Below are 21,349 nucleotides of genomic sequence, written 5' to 3'. Positions count from 1 at the left end.
CGGGCACCCCACCATGGGCGGGTGCCTTCGCCTGCCGTGCCGGACGCCGACCCCGACGCCCTCCTGCCCCTGGCCGGGTACACGGTCGCGGTGACCGCGGCGCGCCGCAAGGAGGAGCTGGGCGCGCTGCTCGACCGCCGCGGCGCCCGCGTGGTCCACGCCCCGGCGATCCGGATCGTGCCGCTGGCCGACGACTCCGAGCTGGTCGCGGCGACCCGGGCCGTGCTCGCCGCGCCGGTCGACCTGGTGGTGGCCACGACCGGCGTGGGGTTCCGCGGCTGGCTGGAGGCCGCCGAGGCGTGGGACCTGCCGCTGGTGGAGCACCTGCGCCCGGCGCGGGTGCTGGCCCGCGGTCCCAAGGCGCGCGGCGCGATCCGCGGTGGCGGGCTGGTCGACGCCTGGTCGCCGGAGTCCGAGTCCTCCGCCGAGGTGCTCGAGCACCTGCTCTCCGGCGCCGAGGGCCCGCTGCGGGGACGCCGGATCGCCGTCCAGCTGCACGGCGACCCGCTGCCCGACTTCGTCGAGGGGCTGCGCGCCACCGGCGCGGACGTGCTGACCGTGCCGGTCTACCGCTGGGTGCTGCCGGAGGACGTCGGCCCGGTGCAGCGGCTGGTGGCCTCGGTGGTGGCCGGCGGGGTGGACGCGGTGACCTTCACCAGCGCCCCGGCCGCGGCGTCGCTGCTGCAGGTGGCCGGGGACCTCGGGCGGCACGCGGAGTTCGTGGCCGCCCTGCGCGGGCGGGTGCGGGCCATCGCCGTCGGGGCGGTGACAGCGGGCCCGCTGACCGCCGCCGGCGTGCCGACCTGGCAGCCCGAGCGGGCCCGGCTGGGTGCCCTGGCCCGCGAGGTCGTCGCCCGGCTGCCGGAGCGCGACCCGGTGCTCGAGGTCGCCGGGCACACCCTGCAGGTCCGCGGGCACGCCGCCGTGGTCGACGGCCGGCTGGTGGAGCTGGCGCCGGGGCCGCTGTCGGTGCTGCGGGCGCTGGCCGAGCGGCCGGGCGCGGTGGTCGGCCGGCCGGCGCTGACCGCGGGCCTGCCCGGCGGCGGGGACGCGCACGCCGTGGAGATGGCGGTGACCCGGCTGCGGGCGGCGCTCGGCGTGCCGCTGGTGCAGACCGTCGTCAAGCGCGGTTACCGGCTGGCGGCCTGAGCCCGGTAGAGGTCGCGCAGCAGCGCGATCTCGCCGCCGTGGTGCGCCAGCTCGTCGACGGCGTGCACCACGAGGGCGGCCCAGCTGTCCTCGGCGTAGGGACCCCACGCCGGCCCGAGCGGCGCCCAGATGCCGTCCTCCCCCGTCGCCACGGCGTGGTCGCGGAACGCCGCGGCCGCGGTGCGCAGGTCACGCAGCGCCGTCCCGGCGTCGCCGTGCCACGCGCGGCCCTCGACCTGCAGCGGCCGCCCGGCCGGGGACCGGCTCAGGTAGTTCGCGAAGCAGTCGGAGGCCAGGTGCCAGATCCGCCAGGCGATCGTGGTGACCGGCGCGGGGTCCGGGTCGGGGTCGGCCCAGTCGGCTCGCCAGCCGGCGTCGGTGCGCCGCACCGTCCACGCCCCGGCGACCGGCTCCCACCGGTACTCGTCGTCGGTGAGGCCGGCCAGCCGCCGGTCGAGGCGTCCCCACGCGTCGTCCCAGCCGCTGAGCAGGAGGGGCAGCACCGCTCGATCGCTCATGCCGGCGCACGCTAGCGCCGCCCGCTGACGGGCGAGATCTGCACACTCGCGGGATACCAGGGGCTGATGGCCGCGAGTGTGCAGATCTCGCGGGATACCTCAGACCCGGTGGGCGGCGCCCGGGCGGAGGTAGGCCACCCAGGTGAGGACGACGCAGACGGCGTAGAAGGCGATGAACGCGAGATAGGCGCCGTCCCCGCTGCCCGTCGTGAGGAACGACTGCCGGAACGCGAGGTTGACCAGCACGCCGCCGAACGCGCCGACCGCCCCGGCGACGCCGATGAGCGCCCCCGACATGCGCAGCGCCCGCCGGTCGGCGGCCTCGGCGTCCCCGCCCTCGGCGATCTGCTGCAGGGCCTGCGACCGGAAGATCGCCGGGATCATCTTGTAGGTCGAGCCGTTGCCGATGCCGCTGAGCACGAACAGCAGCACGAAGCCGACGACGAACAGCGGCAGCGAACCGGCCTGCGACGCCCTGAACACGATCGCCGCGCCGGCGGCCATCGCGAGGAAGGTGACGACGGTGATCCGCGCGCCGCCGAACCGGTCGGCGAGCGAGCCGCCGAGCGGGCGGATCAGCGAGCCGAGCAAGGGGCCCAGCCAGGTCAGCGACGCCGCGGCCAGCGGGGTCGCGAAGTCGTCGGTGAACTGGTTCTGCAGCACCTGGCCGAAGGCGAACCCGAAGCCGATGAACGAGCCGAACGTGCCGATGTACAGGAACGACATGATCCAGGTGTGCGGCTCGCGGGTCGCCTGGCGCATCGCCCGCGGCTGGTTGCGCGCCGTCGCCAGGTTGTCCATGACCAGCGCCGCGCCGACGGCGGCGACCACGACCAGCGGGATGTAGACCCAGAGGATCAGCCGCGGGTGCCCCGCGCCGACGGTCGCCAGCACGAGCAGGCCGACCAGCTGCACCACGGGGACGCCGAGGTTGCCGCCGCCGGCGTTGAGGCCGAGCGCCCAGCCCTTGAGCCGGTCGGGGTAGAAGGCGTTGATGTTGGCCATCGAGCTGGCGAAGTTGCCGCCGCCGACCCCGGCCAGGCAGGAGACGAGCAGCAGCGTGCCGTAGTCGACGCCCGGCTCCAGCACGATCGCGGTCGCGACGGTCGGCACGAGCAGCAGCGCGGCGCTGACGATCGTCCAGTTGCGGCCGCCGAACCGGGCGACGGCGAAGGTGTAGGGCAGCCGCACGAACGCGCCGAGCGCGGTCGGCAGCGTGGTCAGCAGGAACTTGCCGGCCGGGTCGATGCCGAACACCGGCTCGGGCAGGAAGAGCACCAGCACCGACCACAGGCTCCAGATCGAGAAGCCGATGTGCTCGGAGAAGACGGAGAAGAAAAGGTTGCGGCGGGCGACCCGCCTGCCGGTGCGCTCCCAGAAGCCGGGGTCCTCCGGGCGCCAGTCCTCGATCCAGTGCGATCGGGACGGCGCGGCGGCGACGGGGGCGGACGGCGACGTGCGGGTGGGTGCGGCCATGGCGTCCACCGTGACCGGCGCCGGTTCCCCGCCCGTTGCCGCGCGGGACGAGCCGTGTTCCGTTTCGCTCACCGCGCCTGCCCCGGTGTGGTGAGGCGGGCCGCGTCCGGCGTGCGCGCCGGTCGGGCGGCCGGGGAAGATCATCGCCGTGACCCTCCCCGCGGACGAACCGGCGCCCGGGCGCGCCCTCATCGAGTCCGGCAGCCCCGTGGCCGGATCGATGACCGGCGCCGCGGCGACGCTCGTCTTCGCGCCCGGCTCCGGCGCGGTGCGGCTCGACGCGCGGCTGGCCGCCTGCCTGCGCGCGGCGGCCGAGGAGGCCGCGGCGGTGGCGGTCCCCCGTGAGCGGGTGCGGGCCGGCGCCGTCCTCGCCTTCGCCGTCGAGCACGCGGTCACGCTCGCCCGCTCCGGGCGGCAGCTGCGCAACGACTCCTTCTTCGCCGGTCGCGGCGGGGCGCGGACCGCCGCGGGTGAGGTCATCGAGGCCGTCGTCGGCGCCGCCCGCCGCTCGGCCGACGAGCGCCGGGTGCGGCACCTGGGCTACCTGCTCGCCGAGGTGGCCGTCTCCGCCGACCTCGACGCCGAGCTCGTGGCGCGCGCGCTGCGGACCGCCGAGCAGCTGGGCTGGCGGCAGCTGGCCCTGCTGGCCGGCGTCGGCCGCCGCGACCGGGTGCCGCTGCCCATGACCCCGCTCGAGGACGAGCCGCGGGCGTGGACGGCCTGGGGTGCCCGCGAGGACCTCGCCGAGATGCAGCGCGCCGGCCTGCTCGACCCGCCGCCGGCGGTCCCCCGCCCGGGCGGCGCGGCGGTGCCCCGGCTGCGCGCCGCCGACCTGCGGCTGACCCGCCGCGGTGTGCTGGTGCACCGGCTGCTCGCGCTGGACTTCGTCCGCGACGACGCCGTCGCCGAGGCCCTCGCCGACCTCGGTCTCCCCCGCTCCTGACGGCCGACCACCGCGCCGTTACCGAACCGTGATGCGGTCCTTGTGGGTCCGCTGGGTCCCTCGTCGCGTGTAGTAGGTAGCGACGAGCGGACGGAGGACCGGGTGCGGCCCGAGCACGACCCAGACTTCGAGGACTTCGTGTCCCGCGAGCAGGCCGGGCTGCTGCGCCTCGCCGTCCTCCTGGCCGGGGACCGGGGCCACGCGGAGGACCTGGTCCAGACCGCGCTGCTGAAGTGCTACCGGCACTGGGGCCGGATCACCGGCGGCGGCGACCCGACCGCGTACGTGCGGCGGGTGCTGGTGACCACCCACACGAGCTGGCGGCGCCGGCTGGCCGGCACCGAGCAGGTGGTCGAGTCGCTGCCCGACCGCGCCTCCCCGCCCCCGCCCGAGGACGACGAGCAGCTGCGGACTGCGCTGCGCGCCCTGCCCCCGCGCATGCGCACCGCCGTCGTCCTGCGGTTCTACGCCGACCTCTCCGAGGCCCAGGCGGCCGAGGCGATGGGCTGCTCGGTCAGCACCGTGAACACCCAGACGGCCCGCGGGCTCGCCCGGCTGCGCAGCGCCCTCGCCGTCGCCCCCCTCGTCCGTGAGGAGACCCGCTGATGGACACCGCGGAGCTGCACGACCGGCTCGACCGCCTCGCGGAGCGCACCGCACCGGCGCCGCGGGAGGCCGCGCACCTCGTCCGCGCGGTCGCCGCCCGTTCGCGGGCCCGGCGCCGGCAGCGCCTGGGGGTCGGCGCGGTCGCGCTGGCCGTCGTCGCGGTCGTCGCCGCCGTCCCGGCCGTGCTCTCGTGGCGGGCCTCGGCGCCGTCCCCGGCGGCTCCGGCCACCGCGACCACCACGACGGACGCCGACGTCCTGGACGCGCCGACCCGCGGATCCCTCGCGGGGGACGCCGCCTTCGTCGAGGCCGTCCGGCAGCTGCCGTGGACGGTCGCGGACGACCCGGACGCGCCGACCGCGCAGACGGAGCCGTCCCCGGAGTCGCGGCGCGTGGTCTTCGCCGGCGACGTGCCGGGCGGGCGCTGGGCGCTGGTCGCCGCGGAGGGCGTGAGCGGCGCGCCGGGCCGCGACGCCCTGTGGTTCCTCGGGCCCGAAGGCGCCGCCGCGGACCAGCTGCAGCCGGCCCTGCTGTCCGGGGGGCTGGACGCCGACTCCACCGTCGCCCTGGCCGACGCCGGCACGGGCACACTGGTCGTCGTCGCCGCGCCGGGCGACGCGGTCGAGGTGTCGGAGCGTCCCGACGTCGCCGCCGACGGCACGGTCGGCCGCAGCTGGCGGCCCGTCGACACCGAGGACGGCGTGGCCGTCGCGACGCTGTCCCCGGTCGCGACGTATGCCGACGAGGCGGTGCGGTACCGCGTCACCCGGGACGGCGCCGAGGTGGCCACCGCCCTGCCGTCCGGCTTCCGCTCCGGCGACTACCGGCCGCCGAGCATGTCGACCACGTGGCTGCGCGGACCCGCGGACGCCACGATCGCGGCGGCGCTCGCCGCGACGTCGGCCGACGTGCTCACCCGGCTCGGGCTCTCCCCCGCCGACGTGCCGTTCAGCGTGGTGTGGTCCGGCGACGTGCCGGATGCCGACGCCGGCCCGACGCACCTGACACTGCTGACCGCGACGCTGCCCTCGGGGGCCACCTACACCGAGGCGCGGCTGACGCGCGAGGGCCTGGGCGGCATGCAGCCCGCCGCCCTGTGCGGCAGCGAGCTGCGCGCCGCCGGTGCGCCGCTGACCGAGCAGACGTTCGCCGTCCGCTGCGAGGACGCGGGCGCCCTCGTGGTCGTCGCGCCGGCCACGGCGGTCGGGATGCGCGTCCTGGACGACGGCGGGACTGCGCTGGACGACGTCGACCTCGACGGCGGCGTCGCGCTCGTGCCGATCCCACCGGGCGCGGCCGGCGTGCAGACCCTCGGGGCGGACGGCGCCGTGATCGGCGAGGTGCCGGTCATGGGCTCGGTCGATCTGAGCCGCGGGTGACCGGCGAGCCGGCCTCGGTGGTCGCGGCCCGGCAGCTGGCCGAGGAGGCGCGCTCCCGCGGGAACGTCCCGCGCCGCCGGCCGCCCCGGCCGAGACCGGCGCCGCCGCGGGACGCCCCCGACCCACGCGCTTCATCGCGATGAAGCGCGGGTCAGGGACGGCGGCGGGCGCGGAGGACGGCGTCGGCGACCGCGTGCACGTGCCCGTCCTCGCCGTGCTCGTGGCCGCGGGCGCTGCGTGGCCGCGCCTCGGCGACCTGGATCTCCCAGTCGGCGGGGTCGAGCATCGCGGCCAGCTGCTCGGCGGAGGCGAAGTACTCGGGCCGGGCGTGCTCGCGGATGCCCAGGGCCTGGTCGCTCGGGTCGTGGTTGACCACGAGCAGCGTGCCGCCCGGCGCGACGGCGGCGGCCAGCCCGGCGATCACCTTCTCCCGCACGTCGGCCGGCGGGTGCAGGAACGCGCTGGTGACCAGGTCGTAGGCGCCGGCCTCCGGCGGCTCCTCGGCGAGGTCGGCCTGCCGCCACTCCATCAGGCCGGCCAGCCCGCGCTCCTCGGCCGCCCGCCCGCCGCGCTCCAGGGCGACCTCGGACAGGTCGACGGCGGTCACCCGCCAGCCCCGCTCGGCCAGCCAGAGCGCATCCCCGCCCTCGCCGGCGCCGGCGTCCAGCGCCCGGCCGGGCGGCAGATCGGCCGCCTCGGCGACGAGGACGTCGTTCACCTTCCCGCTCCACAGGTGCGTGGCCGTCCGGTACCGCTCCTCCCACCAGGCGCGGTCGTGCACCTCGGTGGCGTGCCGGTGGACCTGCACCGCCCGGCGGGTGTCCTCCTCGACCAGGTCGCCCATGATGTGCCCGCCCGCCATGAGGCCCGCGGCCGCCGCCACGATCACCTGCGCCATCGGGTCGGCCACGTTGCCGGCCACCCACACACCGGGCACGGCGGTCGCGCCGGTCGGCCCCGCGGGGACGGCGCTGGCGAACGGGACGCCGTCGCGCAGCCGCTCCTCCGCCGCCAGCCCCAGCTGGGCCAGCAGCTCGGCCCGGGCGGTGAACCGCGGGGAGACGACGACGGCCTCGCGGTCCACCACGGTGCCGTCGGCCAGGCGGACGCCGGTCAGCCGGTCGCCGTCCGTGACCAGCTCCGCGACCGCACCCTCCACCACGGCGATCCCGCGGGCGGCGAGCCGCTCGCGCTCCTCCTCCGTCGGCTCCGGGGAGGTGTGCCGGAACAGGACGACGTCGGCGCTCCACTGCCGCCAGAGCAGCGCCTGGTGCACCGCGAAGGGGTTGGTGCCGAGGATGCCGATCGGCCGGTCGCGCACCTCGGCGCCGTGGCAGAACGGGCAGTGCAGCACGCCGCTCCCCCACTGCCCGGCGACACCGGGGACGTCGGGCAGCTCGTCGACCAGCCCGGTGGTGACCAGCAGCCGCCGGGCGCGGACCTCGGCGTCGTCCACCGCGACGACGAATCCGTCGTGCTCCCGTCGCGCCCCGGTGACCCGTCCGTCGACGACCTCGCCGCCGTAGCCGGTGACCTCGGCGCGGCCGAGCGCGTACAGCTCGGCCGGCGGGGTGCCCTCCCGGCCGAGGTAGTTGTGCACGTGCCCGGCGGGCGCGTTGCGCGGCCGCCCGTCGTCGATCACCAGCACCGACCGGCCCGCCCGGGCCAGGGTCAGCGCACCGCTGAGGCCGGCCGCACCGCCGCCGACCACCACCACGTCGTACTCGTTCCGCATGCCGAGCAGAGTGGAACAGGATCCGCCGTCTTGACAAACTTCTTTGCCGGAACGGCAAACTGGACGCATGGACTTCGACGACGTGCTCACCGGGATCGGGCCGCGGCTGCGGGCGCTGCGCCAGCAGCGCGGGGACACACTGGCCCAGCTGTCGGCCACCACCGGCATCTCGGTCAGCACGCTGTCCCGGCTCGAGTCCGGCGACCGCCGTCCCACCCTCGAGCTGCTGCTGCCACTGGCCCGCGCGCACCAGGTGCCGCTCGACGAGCTGGTCGACGCGCCGCCCACCGGCGACCCGCGGGTGCACCTCAAGCCGCGGGCCGCGCACCACGGCACCACCGTCGTCCCGCTGACCCGCCGGCCGGGCGGCATCCAGGCGTTCAAGATGGTCTACCCGCCGCGGACGCCGCCCGGCGAGCCACAGCTGAAGGTGCACGAGGGCTACGACTGGCTCTACGTGCTCGCCGGGCGGATGCGGGTGCTGCTCGGCGAGCACGACGTCGTCCTCAGCCCGGGTGAGGTGGCCGAGTTCGACACCCGCACCCCGCACTGGCTGGGCAACCCGTTCGACGAGCCGGCCGAGGTGCTCGGCCTGTTCGGCCCGCAGGGCGAGCGGCTGCACGTCCGCGCCCGCCCGAAGGGCGCCTGAACGTCGTTGTCGCCGGGACGGCGCCCGTGCCAGCATCGCGCCGTGTCCGGCACCGCCGCCGCGCGGCTGGCCCGGCTGGCCGACGGATACCTGATCACGCAGCTGCTGTACGCCGCCGTCGCGCTCGGCGTGCCGGAGGCGCTGGCCGGCGGCCCGCGGTCCCCGGAGGACCTGGCCGGCGAGCTCGGCGCCGACCCGGGCCGGCTGCGCCGGGTGCTGCGCGGGCTCGCCGCGGAGGAGGTGCTCGCCGAGCTCCCCGACGGCCGGTTCGGCCTGACGGAGACCGGTGACCTGCTGCGGGCGGGCGTGCCCGGCTCCCAGCGGGGGGCGGTGACGGCGCGGGGGCAGCTGTACTTCGGCGCCGTCGCCGGGCTGGCCGACGCCGTCCGCTCCGGCGGGACGCCGTTCGAGATCGTGCACGGGCAGCCGTTCTTCGACTTCCTCGCCGCCGCGCCGGAGCGGCTGGCCGCGTTCCAGGCGTCCATGGCCGACCGCTCGGCCCGCGAGGCCGGCGCCGTCGTCGGCGCCTACGACCCGTCCGGGTTCGCGTCGATCGTGGACGTCGGCGGCGGCGCCGGCACGCTGCTGCGCGCGGTGCGCGCCCGCGCCCCGCGCGCCGACGTCCTGCTCTTCGACCAGCCGGACGTGGTCGCCCGATCCCCCGACCTCCCGTCGGCCGGCGGCGACTTCTTCACCGCCGTCCCCGCGGCTGCGGACGCCTACCTGCTCTCCCGCGTCCTGCACGACTGGGACGACGACGACGCCGTGCGCGTGCTGCGGACCTGCCGGGCGGCCATGCGCCCCGACTCGGTCCTGCTCGTCGTCGAGGCGGTGCTGCCCGAGCGCGCCGTCGACGACCCGGCGGCGGTGCGCATGGACCTGAACATGCTCGTGCTGCTGCACGGCCGCGAGCGCACCGCCGCCGAGTTCGCCGCCCTGTTCGAGGCCGCGGGCCTGGCGCTCACCTCCGACGTCCCCACGACCGCCGGCGTGCACGTCCTCGAGGCCCGCCCGACCAGGGACCGTTAGCCCGAAAAAGTCCCTACAGGTCGACGACGAGCGCGCCGTCGACGTCGCGGACCGGGTAGGTGCGCAGGGTCAGGCCGGCGGTGGGCGAGGCTCCGTCGGACCAGCGGAACGCGTAGAGGTGCAGGGGGCAGACCAGCACGTCGACGTCGGTCTGCCCGTCGGCCAGCGGGCCGCCGGCGTGCGGGCAGACCGCCTGGGTCGCGTGCAGCGACCCGTCGCGCAGCCGGAAGACGGCGACCTGCGTGTCCCCGGCGACGAACGTGCGCCCCTCCCCCAGGGGCACGTCGTCCACCCGGCCGACGGTCCACGCGCGGACGGCGGCCGCGGCCTTCTGCTCCAGCAGGCTCATCGGACCGGCACCTTCGGCAGGTCGAGCAGCGGCAGCGCGGTCCGGAACTGGCCGGGTGTCACGGGTTCGCGTCCCTCCGCCGCCCAGGGGTCGGTGTAGGCGTCGATCGAGCGCTGGATGCCCGCGTCGAGGTCGGCCACGATCCCCTCGCCGTCCTCGAGCAGGACGTGCTTCAGACGATCCAGACCGATCCGCGGCACGAAGTCGTAGGTGCGCTCGAGCCAGTTGGCGTTCTCCCGGTAGTACTGCAGGAACCGGCCGGTCAGCTCCAGCACCGCCTCCGGGGACCCGACGGTGGCCAGCAGGTCGCCCTTGCGCACGGAGGCCCCGGCCGCACCGCCCACGTACACCTCCCACGTCCCGTTGCCGATGGCGACGACGCCGACGTCCTTGACGTAGGCCTCGGCGCAGTTGCGCGGGCAGCCGACGACGGCGAGCTTGAGCTTGGCCGGGCTCTCGATGCCCTGGAACCGGCTCTCCAGCGCGATGCCGAGCGCGGTGGAGTCCCCGAGCCCGAACCGGCAGAAGTCCGACCCGACGCAGGTCTTCACGGTCCGGAACGACTTCCCGTACGCGTAGCCCGACGGCATGCCCAGGTCGGCCCACATCGCCGGCAGGTCCTCCTTGCGGACACCGAGCAGGTCGATCCGCTGGCCGCCGGTGAGCTTCACCATCGGCACCTCGTACTTCTCGGCGACGTCGGCGATCCGGCGCAGCTGGGCCGGGGTGGTGACCCCGCCCTTCATCTGCGGGACGACGGAGAACGTGCCGTCGCGCTGGATGTTGGCGTGCACGCGGTCGTTGATGAACTTCGCGTCGTTCTCCTGGACGTACTCGCCGCCCCAGACCATCCGCAGCAGCGAGGTCAGCCCCATCTTCGACTTCGCGTCCTCGGCGCCGCCGGGGGCCAGCGCCGCGAAGACGGCGGACACGCTCCTCAGGCCCTGGGTGCGGATCGCGGCGATCAGCGCCGGCTTGGCCAGCGGGATGCCCGGCACGTACCAGGAGGCCGACTCGTCCTCGGCGAGGTCGCCGTCGGCGGCCCATTCGACGATCTGCGTGACCAGCGACTTGCAGGAGCCGCAGCCCTTGCCGGCGCGGGTGCGGTCCATGACGGCGCCGACGCTGCCGCAGCCGTCCTGCACCGCGCCGCAGATCGCGCCCTTGGAGACGCCGTTGCAGTTGCAGACCTGCGAGTCCATCGGCATCTCGGCGACGCCGACCTCCGCCGCGCCGTCGGAGAGGTCGACCAGCAACCGGATCCGCTCCTCGGGCAGCGGCGACCCGCGGTCGAACGCCTGGGTCAGATAGGCGACCTTGCGGGTGTCGCCGATCAGCGTCGCGCCGACCAGCCGGTCGTCGCGGATCACCACCGAGCAGTGCACGCCGCGCCGGGGCTCGGAGATGACGAGCACCTCGTCGTCCGGACGCTCGGGCGCCTTGACGCCCATCGTGGCGACGTCGACGCCGGCCACCTTCAGTTTCGTCGCCAGCCGGCTGCCGTGGTACTCGGCCGTCGGGTCCGTGCCGGTGAGGACGTCGGCGAGCACCTTGGCGTGCTCCCAGGCGGGGGCGACCAGCCCGTAGACGGTGCCGCGGTGCTGCGCGCACTCGCCGATGGCGTAGACGTCGGGGTCGTCGGTGCGCAGCTGGTCGTCGACCACGATCGCCCGCTCCACCTCCAGCCCCGAGCGGACGGCGACGTCGGTGTGCGGCCGGATGCCGGCGGCGAGCACCAGCATGTCCGCCGCCAGCTGCCGGCCGTCGGAGAGGACGACGCCGCGCACCCGGTCCGGGCCGAGCACCTCGCCGGTGAGGGTGGACAGGTGCACGGTGATGCCGAGTGCCTCCACCCCGGCCCGGATGATCGCGCCGGCGTCGGCGTCGCACTGCGCGCTCATCAGGTGCGGTGCGGCGTCGACCAGGTCCACCGCCATGCCGTAGGTCTGCAGCGCGCGGGCGGCCTCCAGCCCGAGCAGGCCCCCGCCGACGACGACTGCGCGCCGGTGGGTGCGGGCGGCCTCGATCATCGCCCGGGTGTCCTCGATGGTGCGGAAGCCGAAGACGCCGGGCAGCAGGCTGCCGTCCGCGCGGTGCACGCCCGTCACCGGAGGGATGAACGAGTAGCTGCCGGTGGCCAGCACCAGGTGGTCGTAGGGGGTGACCGTGCCGTCGTCGGCGTGGACGCACTTGGCGGCGGTGTCGATCCGCTCGACCCGCACGCCGGCGCGCAGGTCGACGCCGTTGTCGGCGTACCAGTCGTGGCTGTTGAGGACGATCGCGTCCTCGTGCTCCTCGCCCGCCAGCACCGGCGAGAGCATGATCCGGTTGTAGCAGCCGTGCGGCTCGTCGCCGAAGACGGTGATGCGGAACTGCTCGCCGCCGCCGCGCTCGAGCACCTCCTCGACGAAGCGGGCGCCGGCCATGCCGTTGCCGACGACGACCAGCCGGCCGCGGGCGTCGGTGTCGTCGTCGGCCAGGTGCAGCGTGGTGAGGCCGGCCGGGCGGCCGCCGAGGATCGTCGCGGCCCCTGCCGCCAGAGTTCCCGGGCGCATCAGAACTCCACCAGACCCAGGTCGACCACGAGCTCGCCGGTGACGCCGTCCGGGGCGGCGGCGTGCAGCTCGACGACGGTGCCGCCGGGCAGGTCCTCGACCACCCGCAGCGGCACGTGCACGTCCCCCTTGGCGCCGATCGGGAACCAGCGCACCGGCTCGCCGTCGCGCAGCAGCAGCACGTAGACCAGCTCGCCGCATGCGTTGCCGCCGCGGAAGTACAGCGCCTGGGCCGACGCGCCGGACGGCACCGTGTAGCGCAGCGACGGGTCGAGCGGGCCGGGCTTGGCCAGCCCCTCCCCGGTGATCGGGTAGACGCCTTGCAGGAACCGTGGGGTGCTCTTCACGCGGGAGGTCCTCCTCCGGGACGGGGGCCGGGGTGTCGGGGTGGGCGGGTGCTCGTGGGCTCGGGCGGCGGGCTGCTCGGCCGGCGCGGGGATGCGCTCCTCCGGCGGGCCGACGCGGGCGACGGCGACGGCGCAGACCTTGAAGGGCGGCATCTTCGAGGTGGGGTCCAGCGCGCCGGCGTCGGTGAGGGCGTTGGCGCTCGAGGCGCCGCCCCAGTGGAACGGCACGAAGACGACGTCGGGCCGGATCGCGTCGGTGACGTGGGCGACGAACCGGGCCCGGCCGCGGCGGGTGGTCAGCTCGACGACGTCGTCCGGGCCGATGCCGTGCCGGCGGGCCAGGTCGGGGTGCAGCTCGGCGCGGGGCACGGGCGCGACCAGCTGCAGGCTCTTCGCCCGGCGGGTCTGCGTCCCCGACTGGTACTGGGCCAGGACCCGCCCGGTGGTGAGCACGTAGGGGTGGTCGGCGTCGGTCGGCTCGTGCGCCTCGACGTGCTCGACCCGCAGGAAGCGAGCGCGGCCGTCGGGGGTGGCGAACCGCTCGGTGAACAGCCGCGGCGTGCCCGCGTGCGCTTCGGACGGGCACGGCCAGAACACGCCCTGCTCGTCGTCGATCCGCCGGTAGCTGATGCCGGCGTAGTCGGCCGCTCCCCCGGCGCTGGCCCGCCGCAGCTCGGCGAAGACGGTCTCGGGGTCGCCACTGAAGTTCTGCGCTCCCAGCCGGGCGGCCAGCTCGGCGAGCAGCTGCAGGTCGTCGCGGACGCCGTCCGGCGGGTCCAGGGCGCGCCGACGGCGGATGACCCGGCCCTCGAGGTTGGTCATCGTGCCGTCCTCCTCCGCCCACATCGCGCTGGGCAGGACGACGTCGGCGAGCTCGGCGGTCTCGGAGAGGAAGAAGTCGCTGACCGCGAGGAAGTCGAGGGCTTCGAGACGGCGCATCACCCGCCGGGCATCGGGTGCTGAGACGGCCACGTTGGAGGCCAGCACGAGCAGGGTGCGGACGCCGCCGGGCGCGCCGAGGGCGTCGAGCAGCTCGAAGGCGCTGCGGCCGGGCTTGGGCAGGTCGTCGGGGTCGACACCCCAGACGGCGGCGACGTGCGCGCGGGCGGCGGGGTCGGTGAGGCTGCGGTACCCGGGCAGCTGGTCGGCCTTCTGCCCGTGCTCGCGGCCGCCCTGCCCGTTGCCCTGGCCGGTGACGGTGCCCCAGCCGCTGCCGGGGCGGCCGGGCAAACCGAGGGCGAGCGCCAGGTTGATCCACGCCTGCGCGGTGTCGGTGCCGGAGCGGTGCTGCTCGGCGCCGCGGGCCGTGAGGATCAGGGCGTTGCCCGCCCGGGCCAGCGCGAAGACGGTGCGCCGCTGGTCGGCGACCGGCACGCCGGTCAGCCGCTCGACGCGGTCCGGCCAGTACGCGGCGACGCCGGCCTTGACCTCGTCGAAGCCGGTGGTCCTTGTCGCGATGTAGTCGGCGTCGACCAGTCCCTCGGCCAGCGCGATGTGCAGCAGCCCGTTGGCCAGCGCGAGGTCGGTGCCGGGCAGCGGCTGCAGGTGCAGGGCGGCGTTGCGGGCGGTCGCCGTCCGCCGGGGGTCGACGACGATGTGCTGCGCGCCGCCCGCGCGGCTGGCGTCGAACCACTGCATCGCCGGCGGCATCGTGTCGGCCGGGTTGCTGCCGACCAGGACGACGACGTCGGCCCCGGCGATGTCCGACAGCGGGAACGGCATCCCGCGGTCGAGGCCGAAGGCGCGGTTCGCCGCCCCGGCGGCCGAGGACATGCAGAAGCGCCCGTTGTAGTCGATGGCGCTGGTGCGCAGCGCGACGCGGGCGAACTTGCCGAACTGGTAGGCCTGCTCGTTGGTCAGCGAGCCGCCGCCGAAGCAGCCGACGGCGTCGAGCCCGTGCGCGGCCTGGGTCCGCCGGATCGCGGCCACGACCAGGTCGAGGGCGTCGTCCCAGGTGGTCTCGACCAGCGGGCTGGTGCGGTCGCCGGGCACTGCGCGGACCAGCGGGCGGGTGAGCCGCTCGGGATGGTCGAGCAGCTCGGCCGACGACCAGCCCTTCGAGCACAACCCGCCGCGGTTGGTCGGGAAGTCGGCCGGCACCAGCGTGGCCGGGCGGTCGCCCGCGGTCAGGGTCATGCCGCACTGCAGCGAGCAGTAGGGACAGTGGGTGTCGGTGGTGCGGGTGCCCGCGCCGGGCGCTGCGGAGGGCATCGGGAGGGCTGCGGGCACGGACCGAGCGTGCGGTGCCGGGGTTTCCCGACGGCTGCCTCGGCGTCAAGGTCGCGTTCCGAGGACCTCACGCCGGGGGACGGCGCGCTGTGCGGTCAGAGCCCGGCGGTCGCGTGCAGGCGGTGTGTATCTCCACGTCCCATGACCCGTCCTTGAAGTCGACGTCCTCGTCGTGAGAGGGGCCCATGCGCGACAACCCACGTGCCGGGAGCGGCGCGACGCCGGCCGGACGGCGCTGCCGATGTCGGTTCCCGTCCGTCCTCAGCGCGGTCCCCGTGATGCGCCGGGGGCTCCGCAGCTTCCTCGGGGACACGGCGCTGCCCAGCGACGTGATCGAGGACCTCGTCCTGGCCGCGAGCGAGGCAGCCAACAACGCGGTGGAGCACGCCCAGCGGCCGGCGGAGCCGTTCTTCGACGTCCGTGCCGTCGTCGACGACGCAGCAGTGACCATCGTCGTCCAGGACTCCGGACAATGGCGGCCGCCGAGGTCCCCGTCCGCCCGGGGCCGCGGCCTGGCGCTCATGACGGCTCTGGCCGACACCACGGTCACCCCGGGTTCCGGCGGAACCACGGTGACCATCCGGAGCCGCTCCGCCGATCGCTGAACCGATGGCCAGGAGGGGTCTGCCTCGACCGGGCGAGATGTCTCCAAGGGCGGCCTATGAGACAGCCGAACGGTGGGCGCTCAGGCCGGGTTCGAGAGCGTGAAACCCGGCCTCAGCGCACACCGTTGCCCCGCAGGAGGGTGCGCTGACCGGGAAATCCTCCGTGGCCCTGAGTGGGCCGCTGGGGGGCGCCCCGCCCGACGGCCGCCAGGCGCCTTTGGGGACGCTCGTCTGAGGCGACGCTGATCTCTGCGGCCAGGCCGTCAAGGGCCTCTGGGAACGAAGGCGCCGATTCTCCGCGAGGAGGCAGTAACCCGTTCATGGGGCGAACCGGTTCGAGCCCGGCATTCGGCGTGGCCGCCCTTCCTGACCGCCACGCACTGGGTTCCCTTGGCTAGCGTGCCGTCATGGGGGTCCTTCTGCTGGTCCGTCATGGGCAGGCATCGATCGACGCAGTGAACTATGACCAGCTTTCGGCGGTCGGCCGGCGCCAGGCCCGGGCGGTGGGGGAACGGCTGGCCCACGCCGATCTGTCAGTGGAGTGCATCGTGTGCGGGACATCGGCCCGGCAACGGGACACCGCCGGGGAGCTCATGGCCGCGCTCGGCTTTCCGGAAGCGGAGCTGCGATCAGATGCGCGACTGGACGAGTTCGACCACGTCAGCCTGTTGGCCGCCCATCCCGTTGCGCGGACGGGTGTAGCGCGGCCCGCAGGGACCGAACCTGGGGTGCCTGCGGCGCTGGATGAGGCAATCGCACGGTGGATCGGGGCCGACCAGGACGACCGGTCCGAAAACGAGGTGGCCTATCCGGAGAGTCATGCCTCCTTCGTCGCCCGGGCGGTCGATGCAGTGCGGGCGCTGACCGAGGCGCCCGGGACCAGCCTGGCGGTGACGTCCGCTGGCGTCATCGCCGCCGTGTGCGCCGTGGCGCTGGGCTTGCCCGCCCAGCGGTGGCCCTCGCTTGCGGGGCGGATGGTCAACTCCAGCGTCACGAGAATGGCCAGTACAGACGCAGGAGCCGTCTTGATGACCTTCAACGACTACGCCCATCTCGAGCATGACCGCACGCTGATCACTTACCGCTGAGCACAGCCGTGACTTGCTGCGCGCGGCTCGCCAGATGCCGATAGCCGATGGGCACGCAGGCCTGCGGGTGGGTGTCTCCGAGTGGGCCGCTGTGGGCGACTCGATGACTCCACCGACCGGCGGGCCCAGGGCTATTCCTTCCGCGCGCCGAGAATCGCGGTCTCGTGGCATCCCGGGCCGGGTAGCCACGAGAGCGCGCATCTCGGCGGGGGGTCTCCGAGTCGTCCACAGACTGCTTCCGCTTCACGCGGGCCAGGGCCCAGAGCTAGGGCCGTCGCGAGGGAGGCGCGACGTCGCCGTCCCGGCCGGTACACAAGGGGTTCACTTCCGTACGCACCACCGCTTGGCGTGGTGGCGGACCGGCCCCCGGTGTGGTCTGACCGATGATTCTTCCGCGCCGTGTCGGTCTGTACGCCGAGTGCCGGCTCACGGGAAGGCTGACGCCATGCGGACACTGACCTTTGGCATGAACCTGAGCCTGGACGGCTACATCGCGGCGCCCGGCGACGACCTCGGCTGGAGCGTGCCGAGCGACGAGCTGTTCCAGTGGTGGTCCGACCGCGTGGGCGCGACGGGCCTGGCGCTGTACGGGCGCAAACTGTGGGAGACGATGAGCTCCCACTGGCCGACCGCCGACCAGCAGCCTGGCGTCACACCGGCGCAGATCGAGTTCGCCCACCGCTGGCGGGACATGCCGAAGGCGGTGTTCTCCTCGACGACCAGCGCGGTCGACTGGAACGCCCGCCTGGTCACCGGCGACGCCGTCACCGAGATCACCCGGCTCAAGGCCGAGGATGGCGGTCCCATGGACATCGGCGGCGCCACCCTCGCCGCAGTGGCCATGCGGGCCGGGCTGGTCGACGAGTACGCGATCGTCACCCACCCGGTCCTGGTGGGCGGAGGCAAGCCGTTCTTCACGGCCCTGGACAACTGGGTGAACCTGAACCTGGTGGAGACCCGGACGTTTCCCGACGGCGTGCTCCTGACCAGGTACGAGGTCAGGCGCTGAGTACCCCGACCTCGGATCGGCCCGGGTATCGGGCCGCACACGGAGGTCAACGGTCTCCGCGGGCGTCCTCGAGCGTGCCGCTGAGAGACACACGGGGCGACGGCGCTGCCGAATCGGACGGGGACGGTCGGGGTAGGCCGTCCGCATGACGACCCCCAAGCCCCTTGCCCTGGTGACCGGCGCGTCCAGCGGGATCGGCCTCGAACTGGCCCGCCAGTTCGGCGAGAACGGCTTCGACCTCGTCGTCGCGGCCGAGGACGCCGAGCTGAGCTCCGCCGCCGCCGAGCTGCGCACCACCGGCGCGGAGGTCCAGCCGGTCCAGGTCGACCTGCGCACCCCGGACGGCGTCGCGCAGCTCTACGCCGCCGCCACCTCGCTCGGCCGCCCGCTGGCCGCCGCCGCCCTCAACGCCGGGGTCGGCCGCGGCGGGGCGTTCCTCGACATCGACCTGGCCGACGAGCAGGAGATCATCGACCTCAACATCACCTCGACGGTGCACCTGGCCAAGCTGGTGCTGCGCGACATGGCCGCCCGCGACGAGGGCCGGGTGCTGATCACCAGCTCGATCGCCTCGACGATGCCCGGCTCCTTCCAGGCGGTCTACAACGCGTCGAAATCGTTCCTGCAGTCCTTCGCCGAGGCGCTGCAGGAGGAGCTCAAGGACAGCGCGGTCACGATCACCTCGCTGATGCCCGGCCCGACGGAGACCGAGTTCTTCGAGCGGGCCGACATGCTCGACACCACGGTCGGCCAGAGCAGGAAGGACGACGCGGCCCAGGTGGCCGAGCAGGGCTTCGAGGCGCTGATGAATGGCGAGCGGAAGCTGGTCGCCGGCTCGCTGAAGACCAAGGCGCAGGGCCTGGCCAACAAGGTGCTGCCCGACTCGCTGAAGGCCAAGGCGCACCGGCAGATGGCCGAGCCGGAGGACTGAGGGCTCAGAAGCCGGCGCCGAGGCAGACCAGGCTCGCCGCCGCGGCCGCCGCGCGGTCCTCCCCGTCGAGCTGCTCCCGGGTCCGCACGAGCGCGTCGGCCGCGGGGACACCCTCGGCGACCAGGCGGTGGAAGGCCACCATGATCGCCTCGGTCTCCTCGTCCGGCACCGGCAGCATGGGCGCGACCAGCTGGGCGGTGCCGCCGGCCAGGAACACCGCGCCCAGCCCGAGCAGCTCGTCCCCGGCGCAGACCACCGACCGCGCGCTGTCGCACGCGGCGAGCACGACGGTGTGCGGCGCCCGGTCCAGCCGCTCCACGTCGTGGGCCAGCAGCGGCCCGTCGGCGAGCAGGACGTCGGAGAACAGCGGGTTGTCCGCGGCCAGGCGACCGTGCGCGGCCAGGTGCACCAGCGACGCGCCCTCCATCGCGCCGAGCACGCGCCGCACCGTGGCCTCCGGCGGCAGCAGCGCCTCGGCGCCGTGCACGGCCGCGACGGCGCGCACCTCGCCGACCGCACCCGGCAGAGAAGGACCGGCCGCGACGACGACCGGGGCGCCGGGGTCCACCGGCCGGCTGCGGGCGGCGTGCCACATGGTCGCGGACGGCGCCACCGCGAGCGGGCGCCGCGCGCACGAGGGCAGCACCGCCCACGGCAGGCACTGCAGCGCCCCGGTCGGCACGATCACCAGCGGCCGGTCACCCAGCTCGGGCAGCCGGCCCAGGAGGTGCTCGTCGAGGCGGGCGGCCGCGGCGCGCAGCAGCGCCGCGGCGGCGGCGGTGCCGGCCGCGTCGACGGAGGGGCGTAGCAGCCGCCGCAGCGCGTGCAGGACGCGGTCGACCTGCCCCTCGACGTCCGCCGCCCGGCCGAGGGTGTGCAGCCGGGTGCGGCCGTCGACGACGGTGACCGCGGAGAGCACGCCGTCTCGGGCGAACAGCTCGACCACCGCCGCGCCGCCGAGCCGCTCCGCGAGGTCCGGCACCGGCACCGGCGCGGGCAGCCGTCCCACGCCGCGGCGGTCGAGCCGGCGGACGGCGTCCCGCACCCGGCGCTCGAGGACGGTCTGCTCGCGCCGGAGCTCCTCGATCTCGGCCCCGGGGGTGCCGGCGCTGTGCAGCTCGTTGATCTGCAGCACGATGGCCCGCAGCTGGGCCAGCGCCTGCGCGACCTCCGGCTCGTCGGGCGGGCGCACCGGCCGCTGCAGCAGCAGGTCGGTCGCCTTGCCCCGCTCCACCCACTCGAAGACCTGCCGCGGCGTGCCGTCGTCCAGTGCCAGGCGCAGGCCGAGCTCCACCAGCTCGCTGCGGTGCCCGGCCGCGTGCGCCCGCACGTCGGTGGCCCCGAGGACGGCGCGGTGCTCGTCGAGGATCCGCAGTCCGGCGCGGATGGCCGAAGTCGCCGCGCGCCGGTGGCCCGCGTCCGCCCGCAGCCGCGCCTCGGCGAACCAGGCGCGGGCGCGCAGGGTGGCCGGCCCCGTCCGGCGGGTCGCCGCGGCAGCGCGCAGGTGCCCGGCCGCCTCCTCCCAGCGGCCGCGCTCGCGCAGCAGCGTGGCGGCGAGCAGCCGGGCCTCCATCGCGGCGGCGGGCCAGCGGACGGCGGCGAGCGTCCGCACCGCCTCCCCCGCCGCCCGGACCCCGGCCGCCGGCACCCCGCCTGCGCACATCTGCGCCCGCAGCACGCTGAGCCGGGCCAGCGCCGCCCACTCCGCCCGCTGCTGCCGGGTGAACTCACCCACCGCCCGTCGTGCGTGCGGCAGCGCGCCGGCGGCGTCGCCCTCCAGCAGCGCGCTCTGCGCGAGGACCAGCCGCACCTGCGGCAGCTTGATGCTCCGGCGCTCGCGCTCGTACTCGGCGATCGAGGCCTCCGCGGTCTCCCGGGCCTCGGAGACCAGCCGGACGGAGAGCAGCAGCTCGCTGCGGTCCTTGAGCAGCTCCCCGAGCTGCGCGCCGTGGACCCGGATGCGCTCCTCGGCGCGGGCCGAGTAGTCCAGCGCGGCCGGGACGTCGCCGCGCAGCCCGAGGACGAAGGCCAGGTTGGCCTGCGCGAACCCCACCGAGAGCGGCAGGTCCAGGCGCTCGGCGAGCTCCTCGGCGCAGCGCAGGTCGTCCTCGGCGCCGGCGAACTCGTGGCGGTAGGCCCGGGCCAGGCCGCGGTTCCACACCACCCGGTAGCTCCACAGCAGGTCCCCGGCGTCCTCCAGGACCGGCAGGGCGGCCTCGTAGTCGCGCAGCGCGTCGGCGTGCCGGCCCATGTCGAGCAGGATCGTGCCCCGCTGGGTCTGCGCCCGGGCGGCGCCGGCGCCGGAGAGCTCGGCCAGCGCCCGGTCGATCTCGGCCAGCGCCTGACGGGGCCGGCCCCGCTCGGCCAGGGCGTAGGCCAGCGTCGTCCGCGCCTCGCCGGCGATCTCCGGCCGGCCGGCGGCGAGCGCGAGCTCCACGGCCCGGCGCAGGTGCACCAGGGCGCGGTCGAGGTCGCCGCGGTGACGCAGCGCCAGCCCCCAGGCTCGCTCGGCCACGGCGCGCGCCGCCCCGTCGCCGTCCCGCGCCGCGAGCCGGACCACGGCGCGCGCCCGGGCGGCAGCCTCTGCCGGAACGGCCTCGGCCAGCCGCAGCGCCTCGTGCGCCAGCTCGAGCGTCGTCCCCTCCCCCACGACGTCCCACCCTGCCTGTCACCAGCCTCTTGTCAACGGATTACGCCACCCACGAATCTGAGGGCCGCCGTCGCCCTCCTTCTGACGAACGGCAGCTTTCCG

General features: G+C 75.5%; 17 protein-coding genes. 10 read left to right on the top strand and 7 right to left on the bottom strand.

Annotation, left to right across the window (positions count from 1 at the left end; genetic code table 11):
* Positions 1–21 precede the first annotated feature (21 nt).
* Positions 22–1,149: a uroporphyrinogen-III synthase gene (locus tag AB3388_RS13010; RefSeq protein WP_495411191.1), complete on the top strand. Its 1,128-nt coding sequence runs from the start codon at positions 22–24 to the stop codon at positions 1,147–1,149.
* Here AB3388_RS13010 and AB3388_RS13005 read toward each other — a convergent pair.
* Complete coding sequence (locus tag AB3388_RS13005) at positions 1,131–1,667, bottom strand: DinB family protein (RefSeq protein WP_495411190.1); 537 nt, start codon at positions 1,665–1,667, stop codon at positions 1,131–1,133. The genes AB3388_RS13010 and AB3388_RS13005 overlap by 19 nt on opposite strands.
* Before the next feature lie 99 nt (positions 1,668–1,766).
* Positions 1,767–3,143 (bottom strand): MFS transporter, encoded by a 1,377-nt coding sequence (locus AB3388_RS13000; RefSeq protein WP_495411189.1) that lies wholly within the window; start codon positions 3,141–3,143, stop codon positions 1,767–1,769.
* A gap of 148 nt (positions 3,144–3,291) precedes the next feature.
* On the opposite strand from AB3388_RS13000, the gene AB3388_RS12995 reads away from it, so the two are divergent.
* The 3 genes from AB3388_RS12995 to AB3388_RS12985 all read left to right on the top strand — a co-directional run bounded on the left by AB3388_RS12995 (position 3,292) and on the right by AB3388_RS12985 (position 6,071).
* On the top strand, positions 3,292–4,086 hold the full coding sequence (locus tag AB3388_RS12995; RefSeq protein WP_495411188.1) for a hypothetical protein: 795 nt from the start codon (positions 3,292–3,294) through the stop codon (positions 4,084–4,086).
* Between the two features lie 102 nt (positions 4,087–4,188).
* Positions 4,189–4,692 (top strand): SigE family RNA polymerase sigma factor, encoded by a 504-nt coding sequence (locus AB3388_RS12990; RefSeq protein WP_495411187.1) that lies wholly within the window; start codon positions 4,189–4,191, stop codon positions 4,690–4,692.
* The gene (locus AB3388_RS12985) at positions 4,692–6,071 is read left to right on the top strand and encodes a hypothetical protein (RefSeq protein ID WP_495411186.1); all 1,380 of its coding nucleotides are present in this window, start codon (positions 4,692–4,694) and stop codon (positions 6,069–6,071) included. Before AB3388_RS12990 ends, AB3388_RS12985 begins: the two co-directional genes overlap by 1 nt.
* Before the next feature lie 151 nt (positions 6,072–6,222).
* Here the strand turns inward: AB3388_RS12985 and AB3388_RS12980 are convergent, their stop codons facing one another.
* On the bottom strand, positions 6,223–7,806 hold the full coding sequence (locus AB3388_RS12980) for an FAD-dependent oxidoreductase (RefSeq protein WP_495411185.1): 1,584 nt from the start codon (positions 7,804–7,806) through the stop codon (positions 6,223–6,225).
* 67 nt (positions 7,807–7,873) lie between these two features.
* Between AB3388_RS12980 and AB3388_RS12975 the strand changes: the two genes are divergently transcribed.
* Together AB3388_RS12975 and AB3388_RS12970 are read left to right on the top strand one after the other, a co-directional pair.
* A complete protein-coding gene (locus AB3388_RS12975; RefSeq protein ID WP_495411184.1) occupies positions 7,874–8,455 on the top strand; it encodes a helix-turn-helix domain-containing protein in 582 nt (193 codons plus the stop codon).
* 42 nt (positions 8,456–8,497) lie between these two features.
* A complete protein-coding gene (locus AB3388_RS12970) occupies positions 8,498–9,484 on the top strand; it encodes a methyltransferase (protein WP_495411183.1) in 987 nt (328 codons plus the stop codon).
* A 13-nt stretch (positions 9,485–9,497) separates the two neighbouring features.
* Here the strand turns inward: AB3388_RS12970 and AB3388_RS12965 are convergent, their stop codons facing one another.
* The 3 genes from AB3388_RS12965 to AB3388_RS12955 are packed head-to-tail and all read right to left on the bottom strand — an operon-like array spanning position 9,498 to position 14,964.
* On the bottom strand, positions 9,498–9,833 hold the full coding sequence (locus tag AB3388_RS12965) for a Rieske (2Fe-2S) protein (protein WP_495411182.1): 336 nt from the start codon (positions 9,831–9,833) through the stop codon (positions 9,498–9,500).
* Positions 9,830–12,388 carry a nitrite reductase large subunit NirB gene (nirB, locus tag AB3388_RS12960; protein WP_495411181.1) on the bottom strand — a complete coding sequence of 853 codons (2,559 nt, stop codon included), beginning with the start codon at positions 12,386–12,388 and terminating at the stop codon, positions 9,830–9,832. The genes AB3388_RS12965 and nirB overlap by 4 nt, the downstream gene beginning before the upstream one ends.
* A complete protein-coding gene (locus tag AB3388_RS12955; protein WP_495411180.1) occupies positions 12,388–14,964 on the bottom strand; it encodes a molybdopterin oxidoreductase family protein in 2,577 nt (858 codons plus the stop codon). The genes nirB and AB3388_RS12955 overlap by 1 nt, the downstream gene beginning before the upstream one ends.
* 185 nt (positions 14,965–15,149) lie before the next feature.
* Here AB3388_RS12955 and AB3388_RS12950 point away from each other — a divergent pair, with 185 nt between their 5' ends.
* From AB3388_RS12950 to AB3388_RS12935, 4 genes are all read left to right on the top strand, one after another.
* Positions 15,150–15,569 carry an ATP-binding protein gene (locus tag AB3388_RS12950; protein ID WP_495411179.1) on the top strand — a complete coding sequence of 140 codons (420 nt, stop codon included), beginning with the start codon at positions 15,150–15,152 and terminating at the stop codon, positions 15,567–15,569.
* Between the two features lie 407 nt (positions 15,570–15,976).
* Complete coding sequence (locus AB3388_RS12945) at positions 15,977–16,657, top strand: histidine phosphatase family protein (protein WP_495411178.1); 681 nt, start codon at positions 15,977–15,979, stop codon at positions 16,655–16,657.
* A gap of 445 nt (positions 16,658–17,102) precedes the next feature.
* Entirely contained in the window at positions 17,103–17,666 is a 564-nt protein-coding gene (locus AB3388_RS12940) for a dihydrofolate reductase family protein (RefSeq protein WP_495411177.1), read from the top strand.
* Positions 17,667–17,811: 145 nt separating this feature from the next.
* The gene (locus AB3388_RS12935; protein WP_495411176.1) at positions 17,812–18,597 is read left to right on the top strand and encodes an SDR family NAD(P)-dependent oxidoreductase; all 786 of its coding nucleotides are present in this window, start codon (positions 17,812–17,814) and stop codon (positions 18,595–18,597) included.
* A gap of 4 nt (positions 18,598–18,601) precedes the next feature.
* Here AB3388_RS12935 and AB3388_RS12930 read toward each other — a convergent pair whose 3' ends face one another.
* The gene (locus AB3388_RS12930) at positions 18,602–21,247 is read right to left on the bottom strand and encodes a CHAT domain-containing protein (protein ID WP_495411175.1); all 2,646 of its coding nucleotides are present in this window, start codon (positions 21,245–21,247) and stop codon (positions 18,602–18,604) included.
* Between the last annotated feature and the right edge of the window lie 102 nt (positions 21,248–21,349).

It is taken from the genome of Geodermatophilus sp. SMS 5-13, from assembly GCF_059428245.1.
The sequence above is the reverse complement of the archived record's forward strand: the minus strand, read 5'-3'. Positions and strand labels throughout refer to the sequence as shown.